Annotated in this window: 10 protein-coding genes; 4 read left to right on the top strand and 6 right to left on the bottom strand. The window is 61.8% G+C overall.

What is annotated here, in order from left to right; all coding sequences use genetic code 11:
• Positions 1-457: 457 nt before the first annotated feature.
• The 4 genes from GSQ93_RS30295 to cobA form a co-directional block, all read right to left on the bottom strand.
• A complete protein-coding gene (locus GSQ93_RS30295; RefSeq protein ID WP_158939489.1) occupies positions 458-1,780 on the bottom strand; it encodes a YihY/virulence factor BrkB family protein in 1,323 nt (440 codons plus the stop codon).
• A gap of 353 nt (positions 1,781-2,133) precedes the next feature.
• Positions 2,134-3,279 carry a CmpA/NrtA family ABC transporter substrate-binding protein gene (locus GSQ93_RS30290; RefSeq protein ID WP_158939861.1) on the bottom strand — a complete coding sequence of 382 codons (1,146 nt, stop codon included), beginning with the start codon at positions 3,277-3,279 and terminating at the stop codon, positions 2,134-2,136.
• A 15-nt stretch (positions 3,280-3,294) separates the two neighbouring features.
• A complete protein-coding gene (locus GSQ93_RS30285) occupies positions 3,295-3,870 on the bottom strand; it encodes an ANTAR domain-containing response regulator (protein WP_158939487.1) in 576 nt (191 codons plus the stop codon).
• Between the two features lie 112 nt (positions 3,871-3,982).
• Positions 3,983-4,774, bottom strand: coding sequence for a uroporphyrinogen-III C-methyltransferase (gene cobA, locus GSQ93_RS30280; RefSeq protein WP_158939485.1), 792 nt, complete (start codon positions 4,772-4,774; stop codon positions 3,983-3,985).
• Positions 4,775-5,506: 732 nt separating this feature from the next.
• On the opposite strand from cobA, the gene GSQ93_RS30275 reads away from it, so the two are divergent.
• From GSQ93_RS30275 to GSQ93_RS30260, 4 genes are read left to right on the top strand one after another with little or no spacing between them, the layout of a single operon-like run.
• Positions 5,507-6,835: an MFS transporter gene (locus tag GSQ93_RS30275; protein ID WP_158939484.1), complete on the top strand. Its 1,329-nt coding sequence runs from the start codon at positions 5,507-5,509 to the stop codon at positions 6,833-6,835.
• A gap of 13 nt (positions 6,836-6,848) precedes the next feature.
• Positions 6,849-9,389 (top strand): nitrite reductase large subunit NirB, encoded by a 2,541-nt coding sequence (gene nirB / locus GSQ93_RS30270; RefSeq protein WP_158939482.1) that lies wholly within the window; start codon positions 6,849-6,851, stop codon positions 9,387-9,389.
• A 31-nt stretch (positions 9,390-9,420) separates the two neighbouring features.
• The gene (nirD, locus tag GSQ93_RS30265) at positions 9,421-9,768 is read left to right on the top strand and encodes a nitrite reductase small subunit NirD (protein WP_158939481.1); all 348 of its coding nucleotides are present in this window, start codon (positions 9,421-9,423) and stop codon (positions 9,766-9,768) included.
• A 28-nt stretch (positions 9,769-9,796) separates the two neighbouring features.
• On the top strand, positions 9,797-14,002 hold the full coding sequence (locus GSQ93_RS30260) for a bifunctional nitrate reductase/sulfite reductase flavoprotein subunit alpha (RefSeq protein ID WP_158939479.1): 4,206 nt from the start codon (positions 9,797-9,799) through the stop codon (positions 14,000-14,002).
• Positions 14,003-14,027: 25 nt separating this feature from the next.
• On the opposite strand, the gene GSQ93_RS30255 is transcribed toward GSQ93_RS30260, so the two are convergent.
• Together GSQ93_RS30255 and GSQ93_RS30250 are read right to left on the bottom strand one after the other, a co-directional pair.
• Positions 14,028-15,407, bottom strand: a complete 1,380-nt coding sequence (locus GSQ93_RS30255) for an MFS transporter (protein WP_158939477.1) — start codon at positions 15,405-15,407, stop codon at positions 14,028-14,030.
• Positions 15,408-15,478: 71 nt separating this feature from the next.
• Positions 15,479-16,729 carry an amidohydrolase family protein gene (locus GSQ93_RS30250; protein WP_158939475.1) on the bottom strand — a complete coding sequence of 417 codons (1,251 nt, stop codon included), beginning with the start codon at positions 16,727-16,729 and terminating at the stop codon, positions 15,479-15,481.
• Positions 16,730-16,968: the final 239 nt, after the last annotated feature.

Raw genomic sequence — 16,968 nt, 5'->3', positions numbered from 1 at the left:
ACAAAGAGGTCTCCAGAAAGTTCCTTTTAATGCAATTGATTCAGCGAGAACGGGCGTTTTTTATTAGTTTTTTACTAATTAGGCGTTATAAGCGAGATATGCCGGAGGCGCGTGAAAGGAGGGGTATTACGATCAAGAGGAGCGCTGCATATGGCTCGGCGAGGGTTTACGCCGGGCGTCAGCCCGACGCGATCGAGTAGCGCCCAACGCTCTGAGGTGAGTTCGTGCGTTGTGTATTACCAACACACTTTCTCATCGAAGGCGTCATTTTTGCAGCTGACGCAACAAAAGAGCTGTGCTTGCTCGATGCAACTGGCCGATGCGATTTGACGAAGTTCCGGTCATTCAAGCCGTTGACACGAAAAACTGTCGGGTCGCGAATCACGTCAGTTCAAGACTTAATAGCGCACTTCATCCCGCTCTCGATCCTTCCGCCGAGGTTGCTGGCGTGCAGGCGTTATTGGTCGCTTACCGTGGGCTGGTCGCGTTCCGCTTCACGTCCTGTCAACAACGCGAGCGCCAAACCTGCACCGCCGGCCAGCAGTACGGCGCGCCACGGATTGCGTTTCACCAGGTCATTTGCCTGCACTGCCTTGCGCCCGCAATCCATCATGGCCTGCGCCGTCATCCGAGTGGCAGCGGTCTCCGCACGGGCGAGCTTGCGGCTTAGCGTCAACGCGGTACTCAACGCCGACACCCGTTTGCGCGCCTGCTGCGTCAGATGCTGCGAGCGTTCAGTCCGTCTTTCGATGGAGGCTCGCGCCCGTCCCGGCACGGCCGCGAACGCTTTTGTGGTCCCGGGGTTGTCCGCCTCTGCACGGCCGGCTCCGGGTAGCGTTGACCCCGCCAGCATCGAACCGATCTTGGCGCGGCTGCCCGGTGGGACGCGGGTACTCTGCTGGCCCCACGCACCGCGGGGATCGTGCAAACGTGCGCGTGCGGCTGAAAACTCCGCGCCAAGCAGCAGGACTGCCGCCGAGAAATACAGCCACATCAGCAACACGGCAAGCGAGCCCGCCGCGCCGAATGAGTTCGCCGTGCCCGCGTGAGTCAGGTAGAACGCAAACAGCTTTTTGCCGACGGAAAACAGGATGGCGGCAACAAACCCGCCGACCAGTGCGTCCCGCCAGTGCACCCGGCCGTCGGGGAGAAACTTCAGGAGCGCGCCGAACGCGAGCGAGAGAATCACCAGTCCGACCACCAACTGCACAATGTCGCCGATGATCACGAAGGGCGAATTACCCCAAAGCCATGTGCCCACGGCCTGGATGGCGGTATCGAGGACGAGCGAGACGATCAGCAGGAACGCCACCCCCAGCACCAGGCCGAACGAGATCAGCCGCACCCGCACCAGCGCGAATACGCTGGATTTCTGCTCGCCGGTCAGTGGCCACACCAGGTTCAGCGCGGTGTTGAGCGATGAAAATGTCGCCGACGCACCCACCGCCAGCAGCACGAACGAGATCACGGCGGCGACACCTGTGCCACCGCTCCGGTGGGCGTTCTCGACAATGCTCTGCACGCTCGCGGCGGCCTGGTCGCCGAGCAGCCCATTGACCTGATGGAACAACTGACCGCGCGCGGCGTCGGCCCCGAACACCCAGCCGGCCACTGCGATCACCATGACCAGCGTTGGCGCCAGCGAAAAAGCTGAGTAGAACGCGATGCTCGCAGCCATGGCCGCACAGCGATCCTCACCAAATTTCTTGAGCGCGCCCATCACCCAGGAGGCATCCTTTTTCACCGCAGCCTGAATTTTCTCGGTGGACAACGTGCTCATGGAAACCTCTCAACTTCGATGATGGTGATGGTGATCTTGACGGTTTGTAATGCGTTAGAGCAGGATGCGTTCCCACGGTCGGCAAGCCTTCGGTCACGCCGCTGCATGCCGGGCGGGGACTCATGGAGCATCCGTCATCCCGTCGAAGATTGCCAACCCAAACCGGGCTCATAGGCCGTTCGGATGCCTTTGGCGCGCAATTTCGTCATAAATCGTGGAGTGTGTTCCGCGCTGAAGAAAGGTGTGTTTTGCAACCGGCGTGAGAATCGGTGGATCGGCGGGTGAAGGCCACGCTGTCGCGCGGTGGCACGCGTCGCCGAGCCATTGCAGCTAGCGACGAACGCGCCGCAGCCTCAGGCACGCATGGCGAACCCGTCGAGATAAGCGGCGGGATCTTGTCCATCCCAGACGTGCCCGTCGACCAGAATGTCCGCGCGGATCTCGTCCGGCACGCGAACGTCCGCCAATGCTGCGGCCTCGCGATACAGCGCCGTCTGGCTGATCGCCGATGCAATTGCGGCGTCGTCGTGATCGCCGCTCAGCAAACCCCATCGCCGATATTGCGTCAGGAACCACAGGCCATCGGACGGTCGCGGATAGTTGACGGCGCCTTTGTCGAAAAAACTAACGGGGAGCGGCCGCACGGGGAATTGCGCTGCGCCGTAGTCACCCAGCAGCCTGGGCGCGATCAATTCCTGCGGCACGCCTATCAGTTCCGGCGCGGCGAGCCACGTCGAGATGTCGGCGCGATGCGCGGGGTCGTCAAGCCACCGGCACGCTTCGAGCATGGTCTGGACCAGCGCGCGCGCTGTGTTCGGATAAAGCGCGACGAAATCGCGCCGGCTGGCCAGCACCTTTTCAGGGTGGTCCGGCCAGATCTCGCTCGTAATCGCGACGGTCCTGCCCGCGTGACGTGCCTCGGCAACCGCGTTCCACGGCTCACCGGCACAGAATCCGTCGAGCTCGCCCTCGGCCAATGCATCGACCATTTGCGGCGGCGGGATCACGATGCTGCGAATGTCGCGCAACGGATGCACGCCAAGCGCTGCGAGCCAGTAGTACAACCACATCGCATGCGTGCCGGTCGGAAAGGTCTGGGCGAAGACCGGAGGACGGCCGAGCGACGCGAGCGCCTCCTTCAAACTGCCGCTCCGGCTCAGCGCATCGGCAAGCGGGTTCGAGAGCGTAATGGCCTGGCCATTACGGTTCAGCACCATCAGCACGGCCATGTCGCCTTGCGGTCCGCCAATACCGAGTTGCACGCCGTACACGAGCCCATAAAGCGCGTGCGCTGCATCAATCTCGCCGGACAATAGCTTGTCGCGCACGGCGGCCCAGGACGGCTGCCGGCACAACTCGAGCGTCAGGCCGTGGCTGTGCCCAAACTCGAGAATCTTGGCAACGGCGAGCGGAGCGACATCGCTCAGCGCCACGAAACCCAGGCGGATGTGGGTCTTCTCGGGTGGCTGGGACGCGTGGTTCAAGGCGGCTTTGGGCATATTCATGTTGTAGGGCTACCCTAGTAAATCGACCATCGACACCAACTGGCGCGCGACCTCGGCAAGCTTCATCCCCTCGTCCATCGCGCGCTTGCGCAGCATGGCGTAGGCCTCCGGTTCGGACATCTTGCGCCGGTCCATCAACAGGCGCTTGGCCCGGTCGATCAGCTTGCGGTCCGCGAGTTCATTTTCCGCGTCGGCGAGCCGTTTGCGCATTTGCTCGTCGCGGGCGAACCGCGCCAGCGCGACTTCGAGAATGGGTGCGAGACGCGCGGCCTCCAGGCCTTCGACAAGATACGCGCTCACGCCTGCACCGACCGCGGCGTGAATCAGTTGCTGGTCGCCGTCGTTGCTGAACATCAGGACCGGACGCGGCGCGGTCTCGTTCATCACGGCAAGTTGTTCGAGCGTGTCGCGTGAAGGCGATTCAGTATCGATGATGACCACATCCGGGCGCTGCTCTTCCACTACCTTGGGTAGTGCTGCAGGGGTCGCCACTTCGGCCAGCATGTCGTAGCCCAGGCGTGCGAGTGCCTGGCGAAGATCGCCAATGGGTTTGTCGGTGTCGGTGACGAGCAGTACACGAAGCATGGGTCAGGCGCCGGGATAGCTCATGCATGCATGGCCTGCAGAGACGCTCGCGGGCGATCGGTCAGCGCGCTCTATCAAGACCGCTTGCGTTGAAAGAAACTGTTTGCGTTCGTCAGGCTGCATGCTGAATCGCTTCGGTGATGTCTTGCCATACGTTGGCATGCTCGCCGGTTTCGTTGTGCGTGACCCAATCTACCGCTTCGCTAATCGCATTGCCAACCAGGATCACGGCGGGGCTTCCCAGACCTTCATTGACGGCGTCAGTAGCCAGGCGGTCCAGCGGTCCAAGCCAGCGACGCTCGGACGCTGTACCGCTCCATTGAACCACCGCAGCAGGGGTGGATGCAGGCAATGCAGAGAGCAGTGCATGGCAGAGGCCTTCGATACGCGTCATGCCCATATAGATCGCGAGCGTCGTGCCGGTTGCCGCAAGCGCGGCCCAGTTGGGTTCGCCATGATCCTGCTTGTGCGCCGTGACGAAGGTCACTCCCTGGCAATGCTCCCGATGCGTCAGCGATATCCCGAGACTCGCGGCCGCTGCAAAGCCCGACGAAATGCCGTTGATGATCTCTACTGGAATCTGCGCGTCTCGCAGTGCCGTGAGTTCTTCGCCTGCGCGCCCGAACAGCAGCGCGTCGCCGCCCTTGACGCGAATCACGTGCAGTCCTTTGAGGGCATAACGTTGCATGAGTCGCTGGATGAACGCTTGCGGTGTCGACTTGCAGCCGCCGCGCTTGCCTACTCGAATCACTCGCGCTTGTGGCGCAAGCGACACGATCTCGGGATTGACGAGATCGTCCAGCAACACGATATCCGCCAGCGCCAATGCTTTGGCGGCTTTGATCGTAAGCAGGTCCAGATCGCCGGGACCCGCGCTAAGCAAGGTGACCTTGCCAGTTGTCATCGTGATGTCCTTTGGCGGCTTGAGAAAACACAACAGCCGGCACGTTGCTTAAAAGATCGATGATCGGAATGGGTCGCATGGGTCGCGCTTCGGGCACGTCAGATGACCTGCTTTGGCTAATGCGACAACACGGCGCCACAACGAAAAACGGCATCCACTCGTGCTCTTGCACGAAGGGACGCCGTTGTCCTGAGTCGCCGATGTTTATCGGCATTCACATCAAAAAACTGTGATATCCATGCGCCCGACATCGTTGCCGTGCACAGCGAGTTATTTGCAATATCCAGGCCAGACAAAGTTCAGTTAGCGCACCCCGCAACGTATTCATGCGTGCAACAAGGCGCACGCAGCGTGAAGCCACGCCATTCATGCGTGTTCACACGAATCGAGTCCTTCTTTTGCCTTGCTTGGTGAGTCAGGAAGCGCGGACAAGGTGACATCCCGCTCGCACGCGGACAGTGCCGCATCGCACCGCGAGTGTGCGGCGCTGCATCAAAATGCACCGCCCGCAATCGGCATAAAAATGTGCTGTTGCCCGCAAACGCCCACCATATATAGAAACGCCGCGTATGGCATGGCCCTTGCAAATAAAGCGGTCATGGACCAACGACGGTCCAGTTTCATTGCAAGGCTTCAGCAATAGCCCATGACGGGCTTTTTGGACAACGGCGTCCCCTGAACTCAGTCATCGGCTGGGTTTCAAGGGACGCCTTTTTGTTTTGTGGAAAGACAATGGCAGACAAAGCAACCCGGATCGATCTCTTCAGTCTGCGCACGGCGCCGATGCGTGCTTTCCATCTCACGTGGATGGCCTTCTTCGTCTGCTTCTTTGCGTGGTTCGCCTGTGCGCCGTTGATGCCGTTGATCAAGCGCGAGTTCGGTCTGTCGATCGATCAGGTCGCCAATATCAACATCGCCGCAGTTGCCGCGACAATTCTGGTGAGGCTCATTGTTGGCCCGATGTGCGACCGCTACGGTCCGCGAAAGGTCTATACCGGACTGCTGATCCTCGGCGCATTCCCCGTGTTCTGCGCGGCGCTCTCGGGTGGTTACACGAGCTTCCTGTTGTGCCGTCTGGGCATTGGCGCAGTGGGCGCGAGCTTCGTTATTACGCAGTACCACACGTCGATGATGTTCGCGCCGAACGTGGTCGGCACAGCCAACGCGACCAGTGCCGGTTGGGGCAATGCCGGGGCTGGCGCGGCGCAAATGCTGGTGCCGTTGCTGCTCGTGGGCATGCTCGCGCTCGGTGCGGCCGATGCGTCCGCATGGCGCCTCGCACTCGTGATTCCCGGGTTGGCCATGCCGGTGATGGCCTGGTTCTACTGGCGCTTCACCCAGGACTGCCCGCAAGGCAACTTCGCGCAATTGCGCGCGCAAGGCATCGCTATCGACGGCGGCAAGAAGGGCGGCTGGGCAAGCTTTCGCACTGCCTGCGCGAACTATCGCGTGTGGATGCTGTTCGTCACCTATGCGGCTTGTTTCGGCGTCGAAGTATTTATCCATAACGTCGCCGCAATCTATTACGTCGATCACTTTCATCTGTCGCTGAAAGCTGCTGGCGTTGCTGCCGGCAGCTTTGGACTGCTCGCGCTGTTTGCCCGCGCGCTCGGAGGTTGGCTCTCGGACAAGGCCGCAGCGCGGCGAGGCCTGGAGTTTCGCTCGACCTTGTTGTTCGTGCTGATCGCGGGCGAAGGCCTCGGGCTTTTCTGGTTCGCGCATGCGGACAGCGTGGTGCTTGCCGTGGTCGCCATGCTGAGCTTCGGCCTGTTCACGCACATGGCGTGTGGCGCGACCTACGCGCTCGTGCCGTTCATCGATCGCAAGGCGCTGGGCGGCGTGGCGGGGATTATCGGCGCGGGCGGCAACGTGGGGGCAGTGGCAGCCGGCTTCCTGATGAAGGGCTTCGGCAACGTCCAGCAGACGCTCGCGATGCTCGGGATGCTGGTCACGTTGTCCGCGTTGTGCGCACTCGCAGTGCGCTTTAGTTCCGAGCACAAGGCACAGGAAGCTGCGCTGCGTGCAGATGCATTGGGTGTCAACAACAGCATTGCTAATTGAGGGCGTCCTGATCATGAAAATTGTCGTCATCGGCCATGGCATGGTCGGCCATAAACTTCTTGAATGCCTCGCTGAAAACGCAGCGCACGGACTTGATATCACCGTGCTATGCGAAGAGCCACGGCCGGCTTACGACCGCGTGCATCTGTCGGAGTTCTTCTCCGGTAAATCGGCGCAGGACCTGTCGCTGGTCGAGCCGGGATTCTTCGAGCGGGAGAACGTGCGGCTTGAGCTCAACGCGAAGGCGGTGTCGATCGATCGCGCGGCGCGGACCGTGACGGTGTCGACCGGCGAGGTGCTGGCGTACGACAAACTGGTGCTCGCGACCGGTTCCTATCCGTTCGTACCGCCGGTTGCGGGAAATGAGCGTCGTGATTGCTTCGTGTACCGAACTATTGAGGATCTCGAAGCAATGAAGGAATGCGGCGCGCGGTCGAAGACGGGCACGGTCATAGGCGGTGGACTGCTGGGGCTTGAATGCGCCAAGGCGTTGCGCGACATGGGCTTGCAGACTCATGTGGTCGAGTTCGCGCCGCGCCTGATGGCCGTGCAGGTCGACGACAGCGGCGCGCGCGTGCTGCGCAGCAAGATCGAAGAGCTGGGCGTGACGGTTCATACGCAGAAGAACACCGTAGCCATAGTCGATGGCGAGAACGGCACGCACCGCATGGAGTTCGCCGACGCAACCCATCTCGACACCGACATGATCGTGTTCTCCGCCGGTATCCGCCCGCGTGACGAGATTGCGCGGATCAGTGGCCTCGAAGTCGGTGCGCGCGGCGGTATTGTGATCGACGACTGTTGCCGCACGAGCGACGCCGATATCTACGCGATCGGCGAATGCGCTCTCTGGAACGGACAAATTTTCGGGCTGGTCGCGCCGGGTTATGACATGGCTCGTGTTGTCGCAAAACAGTTGACGGGTGAGCTGGGTGGTTTCACCGGCGCCGACATGAGCACGAAGTTGAAGCTGATGGGCGTGGACGTGGCGAGTATTGGCGACGCGCACGGCAAGACGCCTGGCAGCCGTGCGTATCAGTTCAGCGACGAACGCAAGCAGGTCTACAAGAAGCTGGTGGTGTCCGAGTGCGGCAAGTATTTGCTCGGCGGCGTGATGGTTGGAGACGCGGCCGAATACGGCACGCTCTTGCAGATGATGCTGAACCGTATCGAGTTGCCTGAGGCGCCAGAATTCCTGATTCTTCCTGCCGCCGATGGCAAGCAAAAGCCCGGCCTCGGTGTCGACGCCTTGCCCGAAGCCGCGCAGATCTGCTCGTGCAACAACGTGTCGAAAGGCCAGCTATGCGAAGCGGTCTGCGCGGGGGCAACCAGCATTGGTGCATTGAAGTCCGCGACCAAGGCCGGCAGTTCGTGCGGCGGCTGCGTGGCGCTGGTCACGCAGGTGATGAAGGCCGAAATGAAGAAGCAGGGGTTCGCGGTCAACAACCACCTGTGCGAGCACTTCCCGTACTCGCGTCAGGAGCTCTACCACTTGGTGCGCGTGGAGCGCATCGAGACGTTTGGTGCGTTGCTCGCGAAACATGGCCACGGTCTTGGTTGCGATATCTGCAAGCCGGCTGCCGCTGCGATTCTTGCATCGTGCTGGAACGAGTTCGTGCTGAAGAAAGAGCATGCAAGCCTGCAGGATTCGAACGACTACTACCTCGCCAACATCCAGCGTGACGGCACCTATTCCGTCGTCCCCCGGATGCCTGGCGGCGAGGTCACGCCCGACGGCTTGATCGCGGTCGGCCAGGTCGCAAAAAAGTATGGCCTGTACACGAAGGTCACGGGCGGGGCACGCGTTGACTTGTTCGGCGCGCGGGTCGAACAGTTGCCGCTGATCTGGGAAGAACTGATCGCGGCCGGCTTCGAATCCGGTCATGCGTATGGCAAGTCGGTGCGCACCGTGAAGTCATGCGTGGGTTCGACATGGTGCCGCTACGGCGTGGGCGATTCGGTCGGTCTCGCGATCGACATAGAGAACCGCTACAAGGGTTTGCGTACGCCCCACAAGATCAAGTTCGGCGTCTCCGGTTGCACACGCGAATGTGCTGAGGCACAAGGCAAGGACATTGGCGTGATTGCCACGGAGAAGGGCTGGAACCTCTACGTATGCGGTAACGGCGGCATGAAACCGCGCCACGCCGAGCTGCTCGCATCCGATCTCGACCGCGCCACGCTGATCCAGTACATCGACCGTTTCCTGATGTTCTACATCCGTACCGCAGATCGCTTGCAGCGCACCAGCGTGTGGCGAGACAACCTGGAAGGCGGGCTCGAGTACCTGATCGACGTCGTGGTGCGCGACAAGCTTCAGCTTGCTGCGGAACTCGAAGCGGAGATGCAGCACGTGGTCGACACGTACGAATGCGAGTGGAAAAAGGCGGTCAACGATCCGGACACGCGCAAGCGCTTCCGCCATTTCGTCAACAGCGATGAAGGCGATGCAAACGTGAGTTTCGTCGAAGAGCGTGGCCAGATTCGCCCCGCGACGCCGGCTGAGCGGCAACTGAAGCGAATCGACATTCCGGTGGTTGTCGAGACGGTTTGAAGCGCACGTAACCCATACTGAGGACATCATCATGAACAACGATCGAATCCCAAGCGCATGGGTGCCCGTGTGCCCGCTCGACGACATCGTGCCGAACACCGGCGTCTGTGCGCTCATCAACGGCGAGCAGGTCGCCGTATTCCATCTCGCCGATGGCAACCCGAGCGTGTACGCGATCGATAACTTCGACCCGGGCTCGCAGGCCTCCGTACTGTCGCGCGGACTGATCGGCAATCTGGGCGAGCGCATTGTGGTGGCGTCGCCGATCTTCAAGCATCACTACGACCTTCGCACGGGCGAATGCCTGGAGATACCGGCGAACTCGGTCAACGCCTTTGCCGCGCGCGTGGAGGACGGCCACGTGTGGGTCGCGATATGACCAGGGTAAGCGGGTTCGAGCGTCGCTCATGATTTCCGGCAGCGTAAAAACCGTGTGCCCATACTGCGGCGTTGGCTGCGGCATGGTGCTGCAGGTCGAGAAGGGACAAGTGGTCAAGGTATCCGGTGACAAGGAGCACCCGGCGAACTTTGGACGCCTCTGCACGAAGGGTTCGTCGGCGCATGTTGTCTTGCGCAAATCGGGTCGTCTCGAAAGCGCCTTCATTCGCCGCGAACGGGATCAGGACCCGATCCCGTTGCCCATGGCGCAAGCAATTTCCGACACGGCCCGGCGCCTGCGCGGGCTGCTCGATGAGCACGGCCCGGATGCGCTTTCGTTCTATGTGTCGGGGCAGATGTCGATCGAGGCGCAGTACCTCGTTAACAAGCTCGCGAAGGGGTTCGTCGGCACCAACAATATTGAGTCTAACTCGCGGCTCTGCATGGCGAGCGCTGGCAGCGGCTACAAACTGTCGCTGGGCGCTGACGGGCCGCCGGGCTCGTATGAAGACATTGACCGAGCCGACCTGTTTTTCGTGATCGGCGCGAACATGGCCGACTGCCACCCGATCCTGTTCCTGCGCATGATGGATCGCGTGAAGGCCGGCGCGAAGCTGATCGTGGTGGACCCGCGCCGAAACGGGACCGCCGACAAAGCTAATCTCTTCATGCAGATAAAGCCGGGCACCGATCTCGCACTGATGAATGGTCTGCTTTATCTGCTGCATCAGAACGGTCATACCGATGCTGATTTCATCGCCGAGTCGACCGAGGGTTGGGACGCGATGCCTGCCTTCCTGGAAGACTATTCGCCGGATAAGGTGGCTGAGATTACCGGCATTCCCGAAACGCATATCCGTCAGGCGGCGCAGTGGATGGGTGAGGCGCACGAGTGGATGAGCTGCTGGACCATGGGCCTCAACCAGAGCACGCACGGCACCTGGAATACGAACGCTATCTGCAACCTGCATCTCGCCACGGGCAAGATCTGCAGGCCAGGCAGCGGGCCGTTCTCGCTTACGGGGCAGCCCAATGCGATGGGCGGCCGCGAGATGGGTTATATGGGCCCCGGGCTTCCCGGCCAGCGGTCGGTGCTGGTGGAAGAGGACAGAGTCTTTATCGAAGACCTGTGGGATGTGCCTAAAGGCACGCTCAAGACTTCGCTTGGCCAAGGCACCGTCGATATGTTCGCGCGCATGGCGACGGGCGAGATCAAGGCCTGCTGGATCATCTGCACCAATCCTGTTGCAAGCGTGGCGAACCGGCAGACGGTGATCGCCGGATTGCAGGCCGCGGAGCTGGTCATTGCACAGGACGCGTTCCTCGATACCGAAACCAATCGCTACGCCGATGTCCTTCTGCCCGGCGCGCTGTGGGCTGAGGCCGAAGGCGTGATGATCAACTCCGAGCGCAACATGACGCTCACGCAAAAGGCTATCGAGCCACCGGGCGCTGCATTGCCCGACTGGCAGATCATCGCGCGCGTGGCATGTGAAATGGGTTTCGCCGATGCGTTCAACTATGCATCGGCGGAAGAGGTGTTCGCTGAGATCACCCTGACGTCGAATCTCAAGACTGGCTACGACTTGCGCGGTGCGAGCCATGAGCGCTTGCGCGAGACGCCGTTGCAATGGCCTTGTGCGCCGGACGTCGCTGCCGGTCGCAATCCGGTGCGCTACGTCAACGACGGCGTGAGCCAGACACTCAGGCAAATGCCGGACGGCAGCCGGCCGCGCCTCAGCTTTCCCACATCAACCGGCAAGGCTGTTTTCTTTGCTCGCCCGCATGTGGCGGCTGCCGAAATGCCTGACAGTGAACGGCCGATTGTGCTGAATACGGGCCGGCTGCAGCACCAGTGGCACACCATGACCAAGACCGGCAAGGTGCCCATGCTGAACAAGCTGAACCCTGCGCCGTTCGTGGAGATTCATCCTGAAGATGCGGCGGCGTTGGGTATCAAGGCGAAGGATTCGGTCGAGATTCGTTCACGCCGAGGCCGCGCCGTTCTGCCGGCGGTTGTCACTGACCGGGTTCGTGCCGGCAATTGTTTTGCCCCCATGCATTGGAACGATGTCTTTGGTGAAGAGCTGTGCATCAACGCCGTGACGAATGACGCGGTCGACCCTATATCGCAACAGCCTGAATTCAAGTTCTGCGCTGTTGCGCTCAGCCGCGTAGCGCCTAAAGCAGACACGGCGAATCTTGAGACGCATGACGATGCCGCCCGCTCGGAATCCGTCGAGTCCGTTGTTGCCGATCACGCCCGTCCGAACCAGGAACTGGACATGTCCCGTATTGATGCCCTTGCCACGTTGCTCGGTATTCCGAAAATGCCAGCGCCCGAACTTAGCGAGATCGAACGCATCTATGTCGACGGTTTCATGAATGGCCTGCGCTCGACGGAAGGTCGCGCAGCAGGCGGCGTACCGACGCTGCCGCTTAGTGCGCCTATTGCCCCTGCCACGCGGCTTTGGCTTGATGGTGTGCTCGCAGGGCTGTTCAGCCGCGCGGAAACGACCGTGCCGACCATGGCCGCACCGGTTGCAGCAACGACCGCCGGGTCTTCGGTGCGGATTGCGCGGGCGCGGCCAAAAGTCGTGCTGCTGTGGGCATCGCAGACGGGGAATATCGAATCGCTGACCGAGCGATACGCGACCCAGTTGATGGAGTCCGGCTTCGAAATACGGACCACGTGCATGGCCGACTATGCGGTTTCCGACCTGGGGAAAGCGCAGTACGTTCTGCTGATGACGAGCACGTTCGGCGACGGCGATGCCCCCGATAACGGCGAGAGTTTCTGGACCGGGATCAGTGCCGATAACGCCCCGCGCCTGGATGGCGTGCGTTATGCCGTACTGGCTTTTGGGGACCGCAATTACGACGCGTTCTGTGGACACGGCCGCAAGCTCGATACCCGTTTGCTCGAACGTGGAGCGATACGTTTGCTGGAGCGGGTCGACTGCGACGCCGAGTACCAGCCCGAGGCCGACGCGTGGCTCGAGCGGATTGTCGCGCGGATCAAGGAAGAGGATGCGGCGCTGCATGCCGTCCCCGCAGACGGCATGATTCCGGCCGTGCTGCCCGGCACTACGCCCTCGAAGGCTCATCCGGCGGCGTCGCGGCTGGTGAAGAATCTGCGGCTCAACAAGCAGGGCGCGACGAAGGACACGCGTTATTTCTCGCTGGATACCGCGGACTCGGGGCTTGATTATGAGGTTGGCGATGCGCTTGGGGTGTGGCCGAGAAACTGCCCCGAATTGGTCGATGAACTCATCGGACTGAGTGGTCTTAGCGCCGATGCCGCAGTCAATGTGACGGGCGCGGGTGAGATGCGACTGGCCGACGCGCTTGGCAAGCACTATGAAATTGCACGCCCTAGTCACGACGCGCTGGCGTTTATCGCAACCCGGACGCGCGACGGTGCAGCGGGTGCAAATGGTGCGAATAGTGCATTAAGCAGACTGCTGCGCGAGGACAACAAGGCGGACTTGAAAAAGTGGCTGTGGGGTCAGCAACTGGCTGACGTGCTGCACGAATTCCCGGTCGAGCTTTCAGCCACGGAACTGGTCGGCATGCTCAAGCGCATGCAGCCGCGCCTTTATTCGATTGCATCGAGTCCCAGGGCGCACCCTGACGAGATACACCTGACTGTATCGGCGGTCCGGTATAACAATGGCCGGCGTCAGCGCAAGGGCGTGTCCTCGACTTTTCTGGCCGATCGTGCGGGCGATGCCAGCGTGCCGGTGTTCGTCCAGAAGTCGGCACATTTCCGTCTTCCCCATAGCGGCGATGCACCCATGATCATGGTCGGTCCCGGCACGGGCGTGGCCCCATTCAGAGGCTTCCTGCATGAGCGCCTCGCGCGTGGCGACACGGGCCGCAACTGGTTATTCTTTGGCGAGCAGCATGCCGCCACGGACTATTACTACGGGGATGAACTCGATGAGATGCGCCGCAAGGGTCTGCTGAACCGTCTCGATCTCGCGTTCTCGCGGGATCAGGCCGACAAGATTTATGTGCAGGATCGCATGCGTGAGCATGGCGCGGAACTGTGGTCGTGGCTTGCGGCGGGTGCGCATTTTTATGTCTGCGGCGACGCCGGTCGCATGGCCAAGGACGTTGACGCAGCACTCAAATCTGTCGTCGCTCAACACGCCGGCATGAGCGACGACAAGGCCCAGGAATACGTCAGCGGCATGGTCAGGGACAAGCGTTATGTGCGGGACGTGTACTGAGTTCCGCACAAGCCACGCGATTTCGCTAACTGCGTAACTGCTGCGCCGCGATATCCTCAAGCGACCGGCCGCGCGTCGGCACGCCCATCAGCACCACGGCCGCCGCACCGATCAGCAGCACGAATGTGGTTGCCCCAAACACGCCTGGAAAGCCCAGCAACGGGTAGACGTACCCGACCAGGATAGGGGCGGCGATCGCGCCCAGCCGACCGATTGATGAAGCCAGACCTGTGCCGGTCGCGCGGACATCGGTTGGAAAAACCTCGGGCGTGTAGGCATAGACCCCGGCATACGTGCCATTCATGAAGAACGACAGCAGCACGCCGGACAGCATGATGCCGCCGTCGCTGCGCGTGAGCGCAAGCCCCAATGCCGAGATGCCGCCCAGCACCATGTACGTCGCAATGGTCGCCTGCCGGCCGATCTTCTCGTTCAACCACGCGCCGGAAAAGTAACCCGGTATCTGAGCGATATAGATCACGAGCGAGTACGAAAAGCTGCGCGTGATCGTCATGCCGTTCTGCACGAGCAGGCTCGGAATCCACGTGAAGAATGCGTAGTAACTGAAGGTGATCGACAACCACATGAGCCACGTCATGGTGGTGATGCGCGCGAGCTTGCGCGACCAGAGCGCCTTCACATTCGCGACCACCGAGGCACGTTCCGCTGCGATAGGAACCTCCGCTTCGGCGGCCGCATCGGTTGCCGGCAGGGGTTCCAGTTTCACGCCCGCTGCCATCAACTCGGCTTCCGCCCGTGCGACGATTGCCTCGGCCTCCGCGTGCCGTCCGCGCGCGACGAGCCAGCGCGGTGATTCGGGCAACGCGCGCCGCCACCAGAGCAACATCACGATCGGCAGGGCAGTGATCACCATCACCACGCGCCACGCGTTCGGCGCGAGCGGAATCACGAAATAACCGAGCAGCGCAGCCGCCACGAAGCCAAACGAAAAGAAGCCGGCGAGACTGCCCGTGAACGCGCCGCGATACCGCCGCGCCACGAACTCCGACAAGAACGGTGCGACGATCGCGCTTTCTGCGCCCGTGCCGAGGCCGGCAAGAATGCGTGTCGCGAGAAAGAACGGCCAGTCGTGCGCGGTCGCGCTGGCCAGCGATGCGACGCAGTAGATCACCAGCGCATACATCATCACGCGCCGCCGGCCGATCAGATCGCCGAGCATGCCGGCGAGCATCGCCCCAAGGAAATAGCCGATAAACGTCCCGCTGCCGAGCACGCCCGTCTGCACGCTGCTGAGCGACCACTGCGTGCGCAGCACCGGCAGCAGGAACGCGAGTACGGCGGCGTCCATGGCGTCGAAGGTGTAGCCGAGACCGCCCATCAGCAGTAGCCGTCGATGAAAGGATGAAAACGGCATGCGTTCGATACGGGCGGAAATCGTCGACATGGGTAACGCGCCTCGCTGTCAGGAATGAACGGGTTTGGCTTCTGATTCGGCTTCGGGTAAGCGTGCTCGGGTCAAGCGTGTTCAAGTTCGTCGAAGTGGATGTGGCCGCCTTTCATCACGAATGGAATGTGTTCGCCCTGACCGAGCAGGCAGTCGATGGATCGCAGTGGATTGCCGTCCACAACCAGCGCATCGGCGAACGCGCCCGGTACGAGGCGACCGAGTTGGCCGGTCATGCCGAGCACGTCGGCGCCTACCACCGTTGCGCTTGCTATGGCTTCAGCCGGCGATAAAACCTCGGCACGCAGCCGGAATTCATCGCTTTGCAGACGCTGCGATTCCCCCAGCAGATCCGTGCCGAAGCCCATGCGCACGCCCGCGCGTTTCATGATCTCCAGGGACCGGAGGCCGGCTTCGTGTACATCGGCTACTTTCGCAAGGCTTGCTTCGGGCAGGCCGTATTTGCCGCCCTCGCTGGCGAGCGCTTCGTAAGTCACCAGCGTGGGAACCACGAAGGCATCGTGTTCCGCGACCAGACGCGCAGTCGCGTCGTCGATGAGATTGCCGTGCTCGATCGTACGCACGCCGCAGCGCACCGCACGCGCGATGGCTTCAGGCGTGTACGCATGGGCCAGCACGTAGGTCTGGCGGCCGCGCGCCTCGGCAACGATCGCGCGGATCTCATCCTCGGAGTATCCCCATGCACCGACAGGGTCGGTCGGCGAGGCAACACCGCCCGATGCCATGATCTTGATCTGGTCCGCGCCCATCTGGAGTTCTTCGCGAACGGCACGCCGCACCTCGTCCACGCCGTCCGCCACTCTCGTGAGCGCGCCAACGCGGACGCAGCAACCGCAGGGTGCGTCCGGCGGCATGTAATCGCCGCGCGTGCGCATGTCGCCGTGACCGCCGGTCTGGCTTAGCGCACGGCCGGAGACGAACATGCGGGGTCCCTCCGCCAGTCCGGCTTCCACGGCTTGCTTGAACGGGTAGCCTGCGCCGCCGGCGTCGCGAATGGTGGTGAATCCTCGCCGCAGCATCGCGCGCATCAGGGGCACGGCGCGCAGCGTGACGAGCACGTTGGGCAAGGTCATCACGCGGGGGAGGTTGAATTCGACCGCGATAACATGCACGTGGAGGTCGATCAGGCCGGGCATCAACGTCTTGCCTTTCAAATCGATCACACGGGCGCTGGTGGATTTGATCGGGCGATCGGAGACTTCCTTGATTCGGCCCTCTTCGACCAGCACCTCGTGGCCGGGGATTAGTTCTGGCTGCAACGGGTCCAGCAGCGCGCCATTGCGAAACAACACCGACGTCATCGCGACTCTCCTGGGAAGGTGGAATCCGGGGCGCGGACTGCGGGAGCGGACGCGCCAGCTTGCATGACTGCATGAGCAGCAAACTATACGCCGCGCTCGGGCGAGCGCGCTAGCGCGTCATTAATTGCCTAAGGAAAAGTGGCGAAGTAAGCGGCGCGGGTTGCGCCATCGCCGCCCCTGACGAACGAGCACTCGAACAAGGCTATGATTATTCTCATACCACTCGACCGCCGCGTTAC

Origin of the sequence: Burkholderia sp. S171 (assembly GCF_009766085.1) — a bacterium.
In the GTDB taxonomy this organism is placed as follows: domain Bacteria; phylum Pseudomonadota; class Gammaproteobacteria; order Burkholderiales; family Burkholderiaceae; genus Caballeronia.
Note: the sequence above shows the minus strand (reverse complement) of the source record. Positions and strands in the feature narration are given on the sequence as shown.